Raw genomic sequence first — 16592 nt, 5'->3', positions numbered from 1 at the left:
CTCAGCCTCCGACGATCTCTTTCAGATAGGCAAGATTGTCGCGCACCCGCTCGCGAAGCGGCACCTCGGTGGAGAAGTCCTCGACCGACACCCATCCGTCATACCCGTGTTCGGCCAGAGCTCCAAACAGCCTGGGCAGGTTGCCCACGCCGTGCCGCATCGGCGCCCAGGCCCACTTCCAGTCCGTACGGTTCGCGCCCTCGACCGGCGTCGCCACCGGCGAGGCGTTCTTCACGTGGACGTGCGCCAGGTGCTCGCCGAGGATCTGCAGCGACCAGAGGTCGAACTCGTACCCTTCCTGCAGCATGTTCCCGATGTCGTGGATGACACCGACGTACGCCGGGTCGAAGCCCTCGACGAACCGCGCCGCCGCCGACGCGCTCGAGACCGTCGACTGGTGGTGCAGCTCGATCAGCGCCTTCACGCCGTGCTGCTTGGCCAGCTGCTCGATCGTCCTGTACTCCTCACGACGCTGCTTGAACGTCGCGTTGTAGTCCTTGTCGGGCCGGCCGACCGGCACGCGCATCTGCTTGATGCCGAGCTCGGCCGCGCCCTGCATCAGCTTGGACACCTCGTCCACCTGGTCGGACGTGGCGTACGCGCCGATCGACGGCATGCCGAGGCCGGCCTGCTCGGTGATCTCCTTGATCCGCGGCACGTCCTCCAGGAACGACGACTGCGGCCACGTGCACTTGTTGCCGGACCAGAACCCGGATGCGCCAGTCGGCGGCTTCTGGTCGACGACGCGCCACTCGATGCCGTCCCAGCCCTGTGCGGCGAGCTCGGTCACGGCCTCCTCGGGCGTCCACTCCGGCAGGCTTGCGGTGAAGACGGCGAACTTCACTTCTCGAGCTCCTGAATCTTGATCGGCTTGCCCAGGCGGGCGGACTCGTAGATGCCGCGGATCAACGCGAGTGTCTTCGCGGCCTCGGAAACGGTCACCAGCGGAGAGCGCTTTTCGGCAACGGCGTCGAGGAAGTCCTCGAACTGTGCGGTGTGCGAAGTGGCCTCCAGCCCCGCGATCTGGTTCGCGCTGGCCGGCTTGTAGTCCTCCTGCGACGGCATGACTTCCTCGGCCTGGTTGGCCTTGTTGCCGGCGCCGTAGGCGTACTGCTCCGGACCGTCGGAGGATGCCGCCGCGTGGAAATAGATCAGCTTGTCGTTCTCGACGATCGCCGAGCCGCGGTCGCCGTGCACCGCGACGCGCTGCGTCATGCCGGGGTACGCGGCCGTCGTGCCGTGGACCGTGCCCAGCGCGCCGTTGGCGAAGCGTACGGTCGCCACCGCGGTGTCCTCGACCTCGATCCGCTCGTGGGCCAGGCAGCCGGTCCACGCGTGGACCTCGACCGGCTCGCCCATGAACCACACGAACAGGTCGATCGCGTGGATGCCCTGGTTCATCAGCGCACCGCCGCCGTCGAGCGCCCAGGTGCCGCGCCACTCGCCGGAGTCGTAGTAACCCTGGCTGCGCCACCACTGCATGGTCGCGAAGCCGGAGGTCAGCTTGCCGAACTTGCCGGACTGCGCGGCCTCGTGCGCGATCTGGTTCGCCTTGCCGTGCCGGCGCTGGCTCACCACCATCGCCGTCGCGGACGAACGCTTCTCCGCGTCCAGCACGCGCCGGGCCGCCTCGAGGTTGATGTCGAGCGGCTTCTCGATGACGACGTGCTTGCCGGCATCGAGCACCGCGACCGCCTGGTCGGCGTGCATGCCGCTCGGCGTGCCGATCGTCACCGCGTCGATGCCGTCGCTCGCGAGCGCGTCGTCCAGCGACGTGAACGCCTGGACGCCGTGCTTCTCCGCGAGCTGCTGGGCGCGCTCGGGAACCGCGTCGATCACCGCCGTCAGCTCGGCCCGCGGCGCGAGGCTCTTGATCGTCTGGGCATGCAGCTCGCCGATCACGCCGGCGCCGAGCACCGCGAACCTGAGAGCTCCCTGGTCAGTCATCGGTATTGAATTCCCTCCGCCGTAAGCAGGTCGGTGAAGGCCTTGGTGGCCTTGCCGAACAGGTCAGCACCCGAGAACCCACCGGACTTACCGGCCAGCGCCAGGTGTGGCTCCATCGAGAAGAAGCCGTCGAAACCGTCGTCGCGCAGTGCGCGGATCGTCTGCGGGACCTCGCCGTCGCCCTCGCCGGCGACCACGATCTCGCCGGTCGCCATCACGGCGTCCTTGATCTGCAGGTATTCCGTGTAGGGGCGCAGTTGTGCGAAGCCGTCCGTGTGGGGGTGCACTCCGCACAGGACGTAGTTGGCCGGGTCCCAGACCAGCTTGAAGTTGTCGGCCCCGATCGACTCGACGAGGTCGAGGCAACGACTCGGGATGTCGCCGTAGATGTGCCGCTCGTTCTCGTGGGCGAGGATCACGTCGTGCCCCTTGGCGCGGTCGCTGAGCGCGGACAGCCTGCGCAGCACCTCGTCGCGGAACTTGGCGGGTTCTTCCTCCTCGGGCAGGAAGAACGAGAACAGCCTGATGTACTTCGTCTCGAACTGTTCGGCCACCCACAACGCCCGGTCGAACCGGCGCAGGTGCTCGTCGAAGTCGTCGGCGATGCCGATCTTGCCGATCGGCGAGCCGACGGCGGACAGGCGGATGCCGTGCTGGGCGAGCAGGCGCTTGATCTCGGCCACCTGGTCGTCGCTCAGGTCGAGGACGTTCGTGCCCCACGCGCTGCGGAACTCCACGTAGCGGATGCCCAGCGCGTCAAGGGTCTGGAACTGGATCTCTGGGTCGGCGTCGATCTCGTCGGCAAATCCCGAAAGGGTCCACATGCGGTCAGCGCGCTCCTTTTTCGAATCTTCTCCTGCCATCATGGCAACCGGTTGCCAAGATCTGTCAAGGGGACCAGACTGTGCCTGTCCGACAGTGGCAACGCCGGCGAAATGACCACGGGTGCTCGGTCATTTCGCAACTGCCAGGCAGATGTGCCTGGCAACTGTGCTGACTATGCGGCTCCGCCGCGTGGTAGATGACCGAGCACCCGTGGTCATTGTCGGTGACGTCAGGGTGAGGAGGTGCGATGACGAACGCGCGGTCGGGGCATGCCCCGACCATTCACGACGTGGCGCGACGGGCGGGCGTGGCCGCCTCCACGGTCTCGCGCGCGCTGTCCAAACCCGACCGGGTGAGCGCCGCCACCCGTGCCCACATCCTGCAGATCGCCGAGGACATGGGTTTCCGGCCGAGCCCGATCGCCCGGGCCCTGCCGTCCGGCCGGACCATGACGCTCGGCCTGCTCGTTCCCGACATCACCAACCCGTTCTTCCTCGACCTGATCCGCGGCGCCGAACGCGCGGCAGCCGGCGGCGGCTACTCCCTGGTGCTCGCCGACACCGACGAGTCACCCGAAGGCGAGGCGACGCTGCTCGACCGGCTGGTCAGAGCCGTCGACGGGCTGGTGCTGGTGTCCTCCCGGCGTACCGACGCCCAGCTCAGGGACGCGTTCAGCCGGGTGCCGCTGGTCGTGGTCAACCGCCGCACCCGTCCGGTGCCCGGGGTGATCATCGACGCCCAGGACGGCGCCCGGCAGGCCGCCAGGCACCTGGCCGAGCTCGGGCACCGCAAGATCGGCTACCTCGCCGGGCCGCGCACATCATGGTCGAACGGCAAGCGCTGGAAGGCGCTCCGCGAGGAGGCCAAGCGCGCCGGGTTCGACCTGCACCGGGTCGAGACGTCCTCGCCGACCGTCGAGGGCGGCGAGCTGGCGGCCGAGGACCTGCTCAGCAAGGACGTCAGCGCGATCGTCACGTTCAACGACCTGCTCGCGTTCGGGCTGCTCAGGCGCTTCCGCAAGCTCGGTATCGACGTGCCGGGCCAGGTCAGCGTGCTCGGCTGCGACGACATCTTCGGCGCCGACTTCTGCCATCCCCCACTCACCACCCTGGCCGCACCGATCGAGGACGCCGGCCGCGCTGCGGTCCGGCTGCTGCTCAGCCAGTTGCAGGGCGAGCTGGAGCACCACGAGATCGTGCTGCCCACGCGGCTGGTCGTCCGCGACTCCACCGCACCCGTACGCCACTCCTGACCAAGCGCCAACGAGAACCGGAGGTCCACGTGATCCGACTGAGCTTCAGCACGCTCGGCTGCCCCAACTACTCCCTCGACCAGGTGCTCGACCTCGCGACCAGCTCCGGCTACGACGGCGTTGAGCTGCGGTTCCTTTCCGGCAGCGTCGATCTCGCGAGCCAACCGGAGTTCTCCCCGGACGGCCTCCAGGCGACCAGGGAACGCCTCCGGAAGGCCGGCGTGGCGGTCTCCTGCGTCGACACCAGCATCCGGTTCAGCTCGCCCGATCCCGGCGAACGCGCCAAGCAGCTCGAAGCCGTCCACACGTACGCCAAGATCGCGGCCGCGCTGGACGCGCCGTACATCCGGCTGTTCGGCGGCACGGTCACGCCCGACCAGGCGGGCCGGGAGACCACGCAGCGGATCGCCGACGGGCTCGCGGAGGCCGCGACGATCAGCAAGCAGTACGGCGTCACGTCGATCCTCGAGACGCACGACTCGTTCTGCACCAGCAAGCAGGTTGCCGAGCTGTTCGCCGCCAACCCCGCGCCCGACCTGGCGATCCTCTGGGACGTGCTGCACTCCTACCGCACCGGTGAGGCGTTCGAGGACACCTACAGCGCGCTCGGCGACCGGATCAGGCACGTGCACCTGAAGGACTCCGGCGACTTCTCCCCCACCGGCTTCGACCTGAAGCTCGCGGGCGAAGGGAAGATGCCGCTGCGTGAGTTCTTCGACCTGCTGAAGCGCGTCGGGTACGACGGTTTCGTCAGCTTCGAGTGGGAGAAGGCCTGGCACCCGGAGATCGAGGAACCCGAGGTCGCGGTTCCGCAGTTCGCGCAGTACGTCCAGGGCATGCGCTGATGGGCAGTCCGGCCAAGCCCGTCATCAAGGTGGGCATGATCGGCACCGGCTTCTCCGCGGTGCTGCACGCCGAGGCGTACCGGCGGGTCTACGGCGTCGACGCCCAGCTCGTCGGCGTCGCCGGCCTTTCCAAGGCGCACTCGGAGGAGTTCGCGCACAAGCACGAGATCCCGACCGCCTACTCCGACTACCACGAGCTGCTCGCCGACGAGTCGATCGACGTCGTGACGTTGTGCGTCCCGAACGCCACGCACACCCAGATCGCCGTCGACTCGGCCAACGCCGGCAAGCACATCGTCTGCGAGAAGCCGCTGACCGGCTCGTTCAGCGACGCCGACGCGTCCACCAGGCTGCGGGAGGCGCTCGACTCCGCCGACCGGATGCTGGCCGCGGCCGACGCCAACAACGTCAAGCTGATGTACGCCGAGAACTGGGTCTACGCGCCGCCGGTCACGAAGGTGAAGCGGCTCCTGGACGCCGGCGGCGGCGCGATCCTCGACATCCGCGCCGAGGAAAGCCACAGCGGCTCGCACGCGGAGGCGTCCAAGCGCCGGGCGACCGCGGGCGGTGGCGCGTTGATGATCCTCGGCTCGCACCCGATCGGTGGCGCGCTGCACCTCAAGCAGTACGAAGGCCTGCGCGAGGGGAACCCCATCCGGGTGAAGTCGGTCGTCGCCGACACCTCACCGATGTACCAGGCCGAGGGATTCCAGCCGCACGGCCAACGGTGGATGGTGTCGGACTGGGTCGACGTCGAGACCTGGGCGACGGCCGTGCTGACGTTCACCGACGACTCCAAGGCCGTGATCAGCGCGTCGTTCAACCTGCTCGGCGGCATCCGCAACACGATGGAGGTCTACACCTCCAACTCGGTCATCAAGGCCAACATGACGCCGAACGACGCGGTGCTGGCGTACGCGCCGGATCCCGCGATCTTCGCCGACGAGTACACCATCGAGAAGACCGAGACCAAGGCCGGCTGGAGCTTCGCGTCGCCCGACGAGGACTGGATGCGCGGATATCCCCAGGAAATTCAGGACTTTTCCGAAAGCGTCGCGTTCGACCGGCCTCCGCTGTCGGACGGACGGCTCGGCCGCGACGTGATCGAGGTCGTCTATTCGGCCTACGTGTCCGCAGAGACAGGGAAGCGGGTGAACCTCGCATGATCTACGAGCTCAACCACGTCGGCGGGCCGATCCAGGACCTGGACGCCAGCCTCGCGTTCTACGCCGAGACCACCGGCGCCGAAGTCGTCGACAACCTCTTCATCGAGAACTCTCGGACTCACCGGGTGCACATCCAGATCGCGACCGGGCTGGTGGAGCTGCTTTGCAAGGAAGACAGCGACCCGGACGGCACGTACGGGCTCAACCACATCGGCTTCATGACCGACAACATCGACGCCGAGTTCGCGCGGCTGATGGACGCGGGTTACGCCGAGCTGTCCGCGCCCAAGGTGGCCGGCAGCGGGCAGGGCCGGATCGCGTTCCTCGCCGACCCGAACGGCGTGCGCGTCGAACTGCTGCAGCGTTCGGAAGAATTCCGGGTTCCGCCGATCACGTCGGGATCTGTGCGTAGCCTTGCCTTCGTGGCCCTGACCGCACCCGACCTCGATGCCGCCATCGAGTTCTACGGCGGGCAGCTCGGCATGCAACGCTGGACCCCGCGTGCCGCGGAAGGGGAGGACGGCGTGGCGTACTTCCGGATCGGCAGCGATGCCGTGAAGCTGTGCCAAAATCCGGGGTCCGGGGTCGTCCCCGGGGAAATACAGCCTCCACCTGCGAGCACACCGATCAACCATCTCGGGCTCGCCTGTGCCGGGTCCAGGCCGGACGCGCACGACCCGGACGGAAACCGGCTGACGTTCGTCGACGAAGCGGAGATCGCGTAATGGAACTCGAATTGCACCCAGACCGGTTGTTTCCCACCGATCCGGCCGTGCGGTCGATCGCCCGGCGGCTCTACGACGACATCTCCGAGCTGCCGATCATCTCTCCGCACGGGCACGTCGACCCGGGCATCATCGCCGACGACACGCCGTTCGGCGACCCGGCCGGGCTGTTCGTCGTGCCCGACCACTACATCACGCGGCTGCTGCACGCCCACGGTGTGTCGTACGACGTGATCTACGGCGACACCGACCCGCGCGAGCTGTGGCGGATCTTCTGCTCGCACTGGTGGGCGTTCCGGGGCACTCCGATGCGCTACTGGTTCGAGGCCGCGCTGGTCGACGTGTTCGGCGTCCGGCTGCGGCCGTCGGCGGAGACCGCCGACCAGCTCTACGACCAGCTGTCGGAACGTCTTGGCGACAAGGACTTCCGGCCGCGCGCGCTGTTCGACAAGTTCCGGCTCGAGGTGCTCGCGACCACCGACGACCCGTGCGACGACCTGTCGGCACACCAGCGGATCGCCAACGACTCGTCGTTCACCGGCAGGGTGATCCCGACGTTTCGGCCCGACGCCTACCTCGACCCAGCGCGGCCGGACTGGCTCGACAAGGTGGCCAAGCTCGGCGACGTGAGCGGCGAGGACATCCAGACCTACGAAGGCTTCATCGCCGGGCTGGAGAAGCGGCGGGCCTACTTCAAGGAGCACGGCGCGACCGCCACCGACCACGGCAGCGACGACGCCGTTGGGCGGCCGCTGGAGTTCTCCGAGGCGAAGCGGGCCTACCTGCGTTCGCTGTCGGGCACGGCCGGGCCGCAGGAGAAGCAGGCGTTCCGGCACCACATGCTGGCCGAGATGGCGCGGATGTCGAGCGAGGACGGCCTGGTGATGCAGCTGCATCCGGGCGTGCTGCGCAACTACGACACCGCGACGTTCCGCACGTTCGGGCCCGACACCGGGCACGACATTCCCGCGGTGACGGAATACACCAGGTCGCTGCGGCCACTGCTCGAGGCGTACGGCCGGCACCCGAACTTCCGGATCGTGCTGTTCACCGTCGACGAGGACGTGTTCTCGCGCGAGATCGCGCCGCTGGCGGGCTTCTATCCTTCCGTCTACGTCGGCGCGCCATGGTGGTTCCTCGACTCCCCCGACGCGATCGGCCGCTGGCGTTCGGCCGTGACCGACTCCGCCGGTTTCCACAAGACCGCCGGCTTCGTCGACGACACGCGCGCCTACTGCTCGATCCCCGTACGCCACGACATGGCCCGGCGGCTCGACTGCCGGTTCCTCGCGCAGCTGGTCGCCGAGCACCGGCTGGCCGAGGACGAGGCCGCCGAGACCGCCCGCGACCTGGCCTACGCCATCCCGGCGCGTACGTTCCGGGTGGTCTGATGCGGTTGAGCAGAACAGCACCGGCAGCGCCGGTGCGGGCGATCCATGTCGGGCTCGGGGCGTTCTTCCGCGCGCACCAGGCGTGGTACACGCAGCAGGCGAACGCCGCCGGACCTGCGGAGGAGGCGTTCGGCGTCGCGGCGTTCACCGGCCGCCGGCCCGATGCGGCCGAGGTGCTGTCGGCGCAGGACGCGGTCTACCACCTGCTCACGCGCGGGCCCGAAGGCGACTCGGCGGAGCTGATCGAGTGCCTGTCCGGCGCGTACGCGAGTGCGGATCTCGAAGCCTGGAAGCGATTCTGGACCTCGCCGGCGGTCGCGTACGTCACGCTGACAGTGAGCGAGGCGGGCTACTTCCGCAGCGACGCCGTGGTCCAGCGGGTCGTCGACGGCTTGCAGGCCAGGATGGCCGCGGGCGCGGGACCGATCGCGATCGTGCCGTGCGACAACCTGATGGACAACGGCTCGACGGTCGCCAAGCTCGTGCTGGACTGCGCGGCTCGTTCCTCCGCGGAGCTCGCGGCGTGGGCGTCGGACAACGTCTCGTTCGTTTCGACGATGGTCGACCGGATCACACCGGCCACGACGGACGACGACCGGGCCGAGATCCTGTCGATGACCGGTTTCGAGGACGCGTCGCCGGTGGTGACGGAGCCGTTCACCGAGTGGGTGCTGGCCGGCGACTTCCCCGGCGGACGCCCGGCGTGGGAGGCGGGCGGCGCGCAGTTCGTGTCGGACGTGAAGCCGTTCGAGCAGCGCAAGCTGTGGTTGCTCAACGGATCTCATTCCCTGCTCGCCTATGCGGGCCCGACCCGCGGGCATCGTACGGTCGCCGAGGCGATCGGCGATCCGGTCTGCCGCGGCTGGGTCGAGCAGTGGTGGGACGAGGCCTGCCGGCATCTGCCCTTGTCCGCTTCGGATCTGGCGGCCTATCGTTCGGCGCTGCTGGCGCGGTACGAGAACCCGCGGATCCGCCACGAGCTCCGGCAGATCGCGATGGACGGCTCCGAGAAGTTCCCGATCCGCATCCTGCCGGTGCTCGCCCGCGAACGCGCCAACGGCATGCTGCCGGAGGCCGGCGTGACGGCGCTGGCGGGCTGGGTGGCACACCTGCGCGAGGGCACGCACGTCAACGACCCAAGGGCGGACGAGCTGAAGGCCGCGGTGGGCAACGGCCCCAGCATCGCGGCCCGCCACCTGCTCCAGGTGGTCGGCTCCCCACTGGCCGACGACGCCGGGCTCATCCAGGCAGTGGCCACGCGCTACCGCGAGCTGACGGCATAGACCGCCCCGGCCACGTACGTCCTGATGGGCGCACGTGGCCGGCGGGATCGGATCGCGGTGGCTATCGCAGCCCGACCGTGACGGAGTAGGTGAACCCGTCGTCCAGCTTGACGCCGAGCTTGTAGTTGTAGCCGGCCTGCAGTCCCTTCGTCTGCCAGTTGTAGATGTACTGCTGTGCCGTCGGATCCCAGCGGAACGTGCCGTCGGTGGTCGCGTCAGCGGTCAGCGGCGACTCGTTCACAGAGGCCGTCGTGAGGCTGCCACGCACGGGAACGATCCACTGCGGCGCCGTCCTGGCCTGAACCAGGTTGCCCGCGCTGTCGCGCAGCTGGAACTTCACCGGCACCGTGCTGCCGGTCTTGAACGTGCTCATCGGCAAGGTCGGGTTGACGGCCGGGTCGTTGATCGGCTGGCCGAAGCCTCCGAACGTGTACAGCTTCACCCTGTACGCACCCGTCACGCGGGTGACGTTGCCGGCCTTGTCCTTCGCGGTCACAGTGAACGCGTATTCCCCCGCGTTCGCCGTCTTGACCGCCTGCACGTCGCAGCTGTCGACGCCGGACACCTCGTCGGACGCCGTGCAGCTCAGGGCCGGAGGCGCGTCGTACACCGCGCCGTCGCGGACGCTCGCGGACACGATCGCCGGCGGCTCCTGGTCGATGTCGATCCCCGAGACCGTGACCGATCCGAGGTTGCCGGCCCGGTCCGCGATCGTACGCGTCACCGACTGGCCCGCCCGGTTGGCGGTCAGCGTGACGTCCTCCGGGCAGGTCCCGGCCGGGAGGCCGGAGCCGGTCGCGCCGCCCGCCGCCGCCGGATCGGAGCAGGTGAAGTGCACCGTCACCGGGCCGGTGTACCAGCCGTTCGACCCCAGGAGACCGTGCGTGATCGAGCCCGAGATCACCGGCTTGGTCTTGTCCAGCCTGACCGTCACCGAGTCGGTTCCCTCGTTGCCGGCGAGGTCCTTCGCGTGCCCCCGGACGAGCTGTCCGGCGGTCTCGGCGTCGACCACGACGTCGGGCGTGAGCGACGACTCGTCCAGCCCGGAGCCGGCGTCATCGTCCTTCGCACTGAACCGTACGGTGACGTCGGTGTTGTTCCACTCGTCGGCGTTCTGGTTCGGCGTCACCGTGTGGGTGACCGCCGGCGCGATGTTGTCCCAGCGCAGGGCCACGGCGTTCGGGGACTCGGCGTTGCCGGCCCTGTCGACCGCCCAGTACGTCACCGTGCCCGCTCCGCTGCCATCCAGCGGGACCGCCACGGTCACAGCAGCGCCGGAAGCGACCTTCTCCTGTCCGCCGTCGATCGCGTAGTGGATCTCCTTCACCCCGGACAGGCCGGACTGGTCGGTCGCGGACAGCACCACGTTGGCCGTCGAGCCGGTGCAGTAGCCGTTGGTCTTCGTGCACTGGTTGTTCGCGGACGTACTCGGCGCGAGCCCGTCGATGTCGATGCCGCCGATCTGCTTGCCCGGCGTGGTGTTGCCGGCCAGGTCGGACGCCGGATCGCTGGTCACGGACTGACCCGCGGCGGACGCCTTCAGCACCTTGCCGGTCGGGCAGGCGGCGACGCCGGAGCCGGTCGTTCCGTCGGCCAAAGCCGGGTCGGTGCAGGTGAAGTCGACGACCACCTCGTCGCGATACCAGCCTGCGGCGTTCGGCTGGGTCGTCGGGCCACCGCTGATCGCCGGGCCGTGGCGGTCGATGCGTACGCCGCCGATCGAGGCCGGCTCGCTGACGTTGCCCGCGTGGTCCCTGACGGTCACGGGTCCGGCTCCGAGATCGCCGCCCTCGCCGGTCAGCACGCTGTCGGCCGGAACGCTCCCGGGCTCGATGCCCGACAGCCCGTCGCTGCCGACCCAGTGGATCGTGACGTCGCCGTTGTACCAGCCGGCCCGCGGGTCGGTCGTCGGTACGCCGTCGACGACCGGCGCGGTGAAGTCGAGGTTGATCCCGTCGACCGTCATCGACCAGGACTTGCCGACCCCGTCCACGACGGTGCCGGTGACCTTCTGCCCGGCGCCCTCACCGGTCACGTCGACCGGATCGGTGCACTGCGCGACACCGGACTGCGTGTCGGAGCAGGAGAACGACACGCTCACCGGCGTGTTGTTCCAGCCGTACGCGTTCGGCGCCGGCGAGGAGCTGCCCACGATCCCGGGACGTGCGTCGTCCACCCACAGGACCAGGCTGTTGCCGTCGGTCGCCTCGGCGTTGCCGGCCCGGTCGGTACTCCAGAACGTGAGCGTGTGCTTGCCGCCCTCGGAGAACCGGAAGCCGCCGTCGTACGTGCGCACGGAGCCGTCGTCGATCCGGTAGTAGGTCTCGCCGACACCGGACAGCCAGTCCGAAGCGGACAGCGTGACGTCCACACCGTCGGCGTACCAACGGCTCTCGGCCGGCGCGTCGACCACGGCATGCGTGCTCGGCGCCGACCGGTCGATCCGGATACCGGTCACCGACTCGGTGACGGCGTTGCCGGCCCGGTCGGTGCAGGTGGCGGACGCCGACAGGTTGGCGCCCTCGCCGGACACCACGCTGCCGGCCGGCTGTGCGGCCGGGCCGGATCCGGTGTCAGTGCAGGTCCAGTCGACGGTCACGTCGCCGTTCGACCAGCCGGTCGTGCTCGGCGTTCCGACCAGCACCGGTGACGTCTTGTCGACGTTGATGCCGGACAGCTCGGCGCCGGTTTGGTTGCCGGCCGCGTCGGCGGCTGTGCCCTTCGCCGACTGGTTCGCTCCCTCGCCGAGCGACTTGGGAGCCGGGCAGTTGTCGATGCCGGACAGCTCGTCGGAGCAGGCGAACGAGACGGTGACGTCCTCGTTGTACCAGCCGTTCGCGTTCTTCTCCGCCGCGCTGCTCACCGACGCCGACACCTCCGGCGCGGTCTTGTCCACGCTGACGGTCGCCGGGTCGGTCGCGGTGTTGCCCGCGTTGTCGGTCGCCGTCCCAGGAACGGCCTGGTCCTTGCCCTCGCTGGTGACGGTGCGGTTCGGCCCGCAGCTCGCGACGCCGGAACCGCCGGTGTCGCCGCAGTCGAACGTGACGGTGACGTCGCTGTCGTTCCAGCCGTTCGGGTTGGCTGCCGGGGTGAGCGCATGCGTGATCGCCGGCGGTGTCCTGTCGATGTGCACCGTGACGGTCTTCGGCTGCTCCTGGTTGCCGGCGCGGTCGGTGCTCCAGTACGAGAGCTCGTACGATCCCTCTGCGCTGAACCCCGCGCTGTCACCGGTCTGGACGGCTCCGCCGTCGACGCGGTAGTGCGTCGCGGCCAGGCCGGACAGGGCGTCGTGGCCGCCGAGCTGGACCGTCACGTCGGTGTTGTTCCACGCCGTCTCGGGCGCGGTGGCGGTCGTGTTCGGCGCTGTCAGGTCGATGTTGACGCCGGAGAACTCCGCTGTACTGGAGTTTCCGGCCCGGTCGGCGCCGGATCCGATCGCCTGCTGGTTCACGCCCTCGCCGTCGAGCGTCTGCGGGCCGGTGCAGCCGTCCATTCCGGACAGCGCGTCGGCGCAGTCGAACGTGACGGTGACGGTCTGGTTGGTCCACATGCCTGCGGTGTATGCCGCGTGGTCAGCGGTCCGCGCGCTGGCGGTGACGTCCGGGGCGGTCTGGTCGATGTTGACGCCGCCGACCGCCGCGGTGCTGGTGTTGCCCGCGTTGTCGGTCGCCGTGCCGCCGACCGACTGGTTGGCGCCGTCGCCTGTCAGCGTACGGCTGGCGGCCGGCGCGGCGTCGGCGGCGACGCAGCTCTTGAGCATCGACAGCGTGTCCGAACAGGTGAACGCGACCTCGACGTCGGTGTTGTTCCAGCCGTGGGCGTTGGCCGCTGGCGTACGCGTGCCGCCGATGATCGGGGCCGCGGAGTCCTTCTTCACCAGGGTGGTGGCGGTCGCGCCCCGATTGCCGAGCGCGTCGGTCGCGTAGCCGCTGACCAGCCGGCCGGCGGTGTCGGCGGTCACCGTGGTGTTCCCGCTGACCGTGCCGCTGCCGACGCCGGTGCCGTCGTCCGCGGTCCAGCTCACTGTCGCGTCGGATCGGTTCCAGCCGACCGCGTTCGGCGCCGGTGCGACCTCTGCCGTCACGGTCGGCCCGGTGTTGTCCAGGACGTATGACGCGGTCGTGGTCGCGGTGCGCACCGCGCAGTTGTTCTTGTTGTTGCTCTCGCCGATCGAAACGGGCTTCGTCTGTACGCCGTCGGCTACCGACGACGGCTCCGTCGGCACTTCGAACGTCCACGAGGTCTTGCCGGCCGTCGATGTCTGCATCGGTAGGCCGGCGACCTCCACACACTTGGTGTCAGCGCTGGTGTTCACAGTCAGGATGAGCGACGAGCCGCTCTTGGCGTAGTACGCGCCGCCGGCCGACACTCCGCCGGCGGTGTAGGTGGCCGCGGGCGTCCCGAACGACGCCGCTGTCACCGGCCCGCCGGCAGACAGCAAGGCGGCGACGACACCGGCGACCAGGAGGCCACGCGGCACGCACCGGCGGATGGATGGGAAGGTCATGAGGCTGCTCCAGCCGAGGTCAGGTCGTGGGATACGACCGACATGTCGACCTGGAGGCGCCGGAGTCACAGCCTAGGGAGGGATTGATTCCCATCGGCGCGCAGGCCGGACCGAACGTCCTGCCGACCTCGGACCTTCGGCCCGCCCGGAAGATCTGATCCCTAGACGAGGCGGTCCTCGAACTCGCCGGTGGCCGGGTCCTTGAGGATCAGCTTTGTGGTGCCGTCCGGCATCGCCTCGCGCTTGATGACGGTCTTGCCCTCGTACGTGGCGCCGGTCGGGCTGAGGCGTGCGGTCTCGCCGCCGCGCCACTCGAGCTCGACCGGTTCCCAGGCCTTCGACTTCGCCGAGCGGTAGCAGGCGTCCATCACGGCGTTCACGACGTAGCCGTCGTAGAACGTCTCGACCGGTTCGCGGGCCTCGTCCATCGCGGCGAACATGTCGGCGAACATCTCGACGTAGCCGTACTCCGCGAGCTCGTCGGCCACCGGGAACAGCCAGCCGGCTTCGGTTTCGGCCTTCTCGGCGACATAGCCACCGCTGCCGCCCGAGCTGAACATCTCGAAGCCCGTACGCAGGGAGTGGTTCAGCCAGACCGTGCCCTCCGAACCCGCCACCTCGTCGCGCAGGTCCATGCCGCCGCGGAACGCCCACGAGACCTCGAACTGGCCCATCGCTCCACTGTCGAAGCGGATCATCGCGATCGCGTTGTCCTCGGCCTCGATCGGATGCACGAGCGTGTCGGCCCAGCACATCACCTCGACCGGACGATTGCCCTTGCCGACGTACGACCTGATGATCTCGATGCAGTGGCACGCGAGGTCGACGATCGCGCCGCCGCCGGCCCGCGATCTGTCCCAGAACCACGCGCTGTGCGGTCCGGGATGCGTCTCCCGCGACCGCGCCCAGAGCACGTCACCGATCGCGCCCTGGCGGACGGCCGCCAGCGCCTTCAACGTCTTCGGCGTGTACGCCAGATCCTCCAGGTAGCCGGCGAACACACCGGCGGACTCGACCGTGTCCAGCATCCGCCTGGCCTCGTCAGCCGTACGTCCGAGCGGCTTGGTGCACAGAATCGCCTTGCCGGCCTGCGCTGCCAACGACACGGCCTCCTCGTGCCGGTCGTTGGGGATACCGATCACAACGGTGTCGATGGCTGGATCCTGGATCGCCGCCGCGAGGTCGGTCGTGTGCCGCGCGATGCTGTGCTGCGCCGCGAACTCCGCCGCGCGTTCGGCACGGTGGGAGTAGACGACCTCAACGCGGTCCGGCCCGCGGCCGGCGTGCACCGTCTTGACGTAGAAGTCGCCGATCAAACCCGTGCCCAGCAAGGCGATCCGGTGTCCAGCCATCGTCACCCTCTCAGTCCAGAACCTGCTCCAGAACGTCAGAACGTCAGAACGTCGTCGTCAGCTCGACGGCCTGGCCCGTACGCGCCGACTCCTCGACCTTCAGCATGATCTCCAGTGCGTGCCGCGCATGGTTGGCGCTGAGGACCGGCCGCTCACCCGAGCGGATGCAGTCGGCCAGGTGGTCGACGAGGATGCCGCGCTGCAGCTTGTCGGTCCAGGCCTGCGCCCGCCGCAGATGCGGCCAGCCGTTGGTCTCGACCCATCCGTCGACACCGTCGAGTACGTCGGCGGCGTAGACCTCCAGCGGATCCTCGCCGCGCCGCCCGACGACGTTCAGGACGCCCTTGCGGCCGAAGATCTCGATCTTCGGGCTCTTGGACGCGTGGACGTTGAACGTGCCGTCGACCACGGCGAACGTCGACCCGCCGAAGTCGAGCATGAAGAGGTTGTTGTCGTTGGCGGTGACCTCGATCGAAAGGCCCTTGAACGGCCCGCCACGCACGGTCCGGGTCGGCTCGGTGATGCCGCTGAACGCCACGACCCGCTTGGCCGGGCCCAGCAGGCCGGTGATCTCGTGGATGCCGTAGACGCCCATGTCGAGCAGCGGCCCGGACCCCTTCTGGTAGAACCACGTCGGGTCCATCGGCCAGCCGCCGGGCCCGCCGCCAGGGCCGGCGTGCGAGCTGCGCACCCGGGCGAACGCGACCTTGCCGACGACGCCCTCGTCGAGCAGCCGCCGTGCCTCGCGGTAGGTCGGCTCCATCATGTCGGGCGGCGAGGACACGATCTGCAGTCCGTTGGCCTCCGCGGTCTCGATGATGGCGTTCGCGTCGTCCATCGTCGTCGCGAGCGGCTTTTCGGTCGCGAGGTGCTTTCCGGCCCGCACGATTTTCAGCGAAGTTTCACCGTGATAATTGATCGGTGTCACGTTGACCACGGCGTCGAGTTCGGCGTTCTCGAGCAGCGAGTCAACGCCGTCGTAGACCTCTGGGATGCCGAATTCCTTGGCCGCCTCCTGGGCCCGCTCGACAACCGGGTCGGCGATCGCGACCACCTCGACCTTGTCCGCGATCCACTTCAGGTTTGGCAGGATTCCGTAACCCACCGTCGCGATCATCCCCGCACCCAGCATGCCGATGCGCAAAGGTGCCTGTTTGTCGTCCGGTGTCGCCGCGGTCATTATGCGTTGCCTCCATCAAGAGCTGTGCGTGCCTGATGTCTATTCTTTTCCGACTCGGCGGCTTTCCGCCCACTCTCTGCGTGTAAAAACATCCGGCCACAAACGGACACCGGTGATGG

General features: G+C 68.9%; 12 protein-coding genes. 6 read left to right on the top strand and 6 right to left on the bottom strand.

Annotation, left to right across the window (positions count from 1 at the left end; translation table 11 throughout):
• Position 1: 1 nt before the first annotated feature.
• Genes ACYVF6_RS45550 through ACYVF6_RS45540 form a run of 3 tightly spaced genes read right to left on the bottom strand, consistent with a single transcriptional unit; the run spans position 2 to position 2771 of the window.
• Positions 2–844 carry a sugar phosphate isomerase/epimerase family protein gene (locus tag ACYVF6_RS45550; protein ID WP_460533278.1) on the bottom strand — a complete coding sequence of 281 codons (843 nt, stop codon included), beginning with the start codon at positions 842–844 and terminating at the stop codon, positions 2–4.
• Positions 841–1947: a Gfo/Idh/MocA family protein gene (locus tag ACYVF6_RS45545; protein ID WP_460533276.1), complete on the bottom strand. Its 1107-nt coding sequence runs from the start codon at positions 1945–1947 to the stop codon at positions 841–843. Before ACYVF6_RS45545 ends, ACYVF6_RS45550 begins: the two co-directional genes overlap by 4 nt.
• A complete protein-coding gene (locus ACYVF6_RS45540) occupies positions 1944–2771 on the bottom strand; it encodes a sugar phosphate isomerase/epimerase family protein (RefSeq protein WP_460533272.1) in 828 nt (275 codons plus the stop codon). The genes ACYVF6_RS45545 and ACYVF6_RS45540 overlap by 4 nt, the downstream gene beginning before the upstream one ends.
• Positions 2772–3019: 248 nt before the next feature.
• On the opposite strand from ACYVF6_RS45540, the gene ACYVF6_RS45535 reads away from it, so the two are divergent.
• From ACYVF6_RS45535 to ACYVF6_RS45510, 6 genes are read left to right on the top strand one after another with little or no spacing between them, the layout of a single operon-like run.
• Positions 3020–4024 (top strand): LacI family DNA-binding transcriptional regulator, encoded by a 1005-nt coding sequence (locus ACYVF6_RS45535; protein ID WP_460533269.1) that lies wholly within the window; start codon positions 3020–3022, stop codon positions 4022–4024.
• A gap of 29 nt (positions 4025–4053) precedes the next feature.
• Positions 4054–4869, top strand: a complete 816-nt coding sequence (locus ACYVF6_RS45530) for a sugar phosphate isomerase/epimerase family protein (protein WP_460533266.1) — start codon at positions 4054–4056, stop codon at positions 4867–4869.
• Positions 4869–6035: a Gfo/Idh/MocA family protein gene (locus ACYVF6_RS45525; protein ID WP_460533263.1), complete on the top strand. Its 1167-nt coding sequence runs from the start codon at positions 4869–4871 to the stop codon at positions 6033–6035. The genes ACYVF6_RS45530 and ACYVF6_RS45525 overlap by 1 nt, the downstream gene beginning before the upstream one ends.
• On the top strand, positions 6032–6760 hold the full coding sequence (locus tag ACYVF6_RS45520; protein ID WP_460533260.1) for a VOC family protein: 729 nt from the start codon (positions 6032–6034) through the stop codon (positions 6758–6760). Before ACYVF6_RS45525 ends, ACYVF6_RS45520 begins: the two co-directional genes overlap by 4 nt.
• A complete protein-coding gene (uxaC, locus tag ACYVF6_RS45515; RefSeq protein WP_460533257.1) occupies positions 6760–8151 on the top strand; it encodes a glucuronate isomerase in 1392 nt (463 codons plus the stop codon). Before ACYVF6_RS45520 ends, uxaC begins: the two co-directional genes overlap by 1 nt.
• Positions 8151–9434 carry a mannitol dehydrogenase family protein gene (locus ACYVF6_RS45510; RefSeq protein ID WP_460533254.1) on the top strand — a complete coding sequence of 428 codons (1284 nt, stop codon included), beginning with the start codon at positions 8151–8153 and terminating at the stop codon, positions 9432–9434. Before uxaC ends, ACYVF6_RS45510 begins: the two co-directional genes overlap by 1 nt.
• A 61-nt stretch (positions 9435–9495) precedes the next feature.
• Here the strand turns inward: ACYVF6_RS45510 and ACYVF6_RS45505 are convergent, their stop codons facing one another.
• The 3 genes from ACYVF6_RS45505 to ACYVF6_RS45495 form a co-directional block, all read right to left on the bottom strand.
• Positions 9496–13941, bottom strand: coding sequence for an OmpL47-type beta-barrel domain-containing protein (locus ACYVF6_RS45505; protein WP_460533251.1), 4446 nt, complete (start codon positions 13939–13941; stop codon positions 9496–9498).
• A 161-nt stretch (positions 13942–14102) separates the two neighbouring features.
• The gene (locus ACYVF6_RS45500; protein ID WP_460533248.1) at positions 14103–15293 is read right to left on the bottom strand and encodes a Gfo/Idh/MocA family protein; all 1191 of its coding nucleotides are present in this window, start codon (positions 15291–15293) and stop codon (positions 14103–14105) included.
• A gap of 43 nt (positions 15294–15336) precedes the next feature.
• Complete coding sequence (locus tag ACYVF6_RS45495; protein ID WP_460533244.1) at positions 15337–16473, bottom strand: Gfo/Idh/MocA family protein; 1137 nt, start codon at positions 16471–16473, stop codon at positions 15337–15339.
• Positions 16474–16592 lie beyond the last annotated feature (119 nt).

It is taken from the genome of Flindersiella endophytica, from assembly GCF_054779015.1.
The sequence above is the reverse complement of the archived record's forward strand: the minus strand, read 5'-3'. Positions and strand labels throughout refer to the sequence as shown.

What these genes read in the sequence shown, in the direction of transcription:
- ACYVF6_RS45545 (WP_460533276.1), bottom strand. Translation starts at nt 1,947, where the DNA reads ATGACTGACCAGGGAGCTCTCAGGTTCGCGGTGCTCGGCGCCGGCGTG.
- ACYVF6_RS45540 (WP_460533272.1), bottom strand. Translation starts at nt 2,771, where the DNA reads ATGTGGACCCTTTCGGGATTTGCCGACGAGATCGACGCCGACCCAGAG.
- ACYVF6_RS45535 (WP_460533269.1), top strand. Translation starts at nt 3,020, where the DNA reads ATGACGAACGCGCGGTCGGGGCATGCCCCGACCATTCACGACGTGGCG.
- ACYVF6_RS45525 (WP_460533263.1), top strand. Translation starts at nt 4,869, where the DNA reads ATGGGCAGTCCGGCCAAGCCCGTCATCAAGGTGGGCATGATCGGCACC.
- ACYVF6_RS45520 (WP_460533260.1), top strand. Translation starts at nt 6,032, where the DNA reads ATGATCTACGAGCTCAACCACGTCGGCGGGCCGATCCAGGACCTGGAC.
- uxaC (WP_460533257.1), top strand. Translation starts at nt 6,760, where the DNA reads ATGGAACTCGAATTGCACCCAGACCGGTTGTTTCCCACCGATCCGGCC.
- ACYVF6_RS45510 (WP_460533254.1), top strand. Translation starts at nt 8,151, where the DNA reads ATGCGGTTGAGCAGAACAGCACCGGCAGCGCCGGTGCGGGCGATCCAT.
- ACYVF6_RS45505 (WP_460533251.1), bottom strand. Translation starts at nt 13,941, where the DNA reads ATGACCTTCCCATCCATCCGCCGGTGCGTGCCGCGTGGCCTCCTGGTC.
- ACYVF6_RS45500 (WP_460533248.1), bottom strand. Translation starts at nt 15,293, where the DNA reads ATGGCTGGACACCGGATCGCCTTGCTGGGCACGGGTTTGATCGGCGAC.
- ACYVF6_RS45495 (WP_460533244.1), bottom strand. Translation starts at nt 16,473, where the DNA reads ATGACCGCGGCGACACCGGACGACAAACAGGCACCTTTGCGCATCGGC.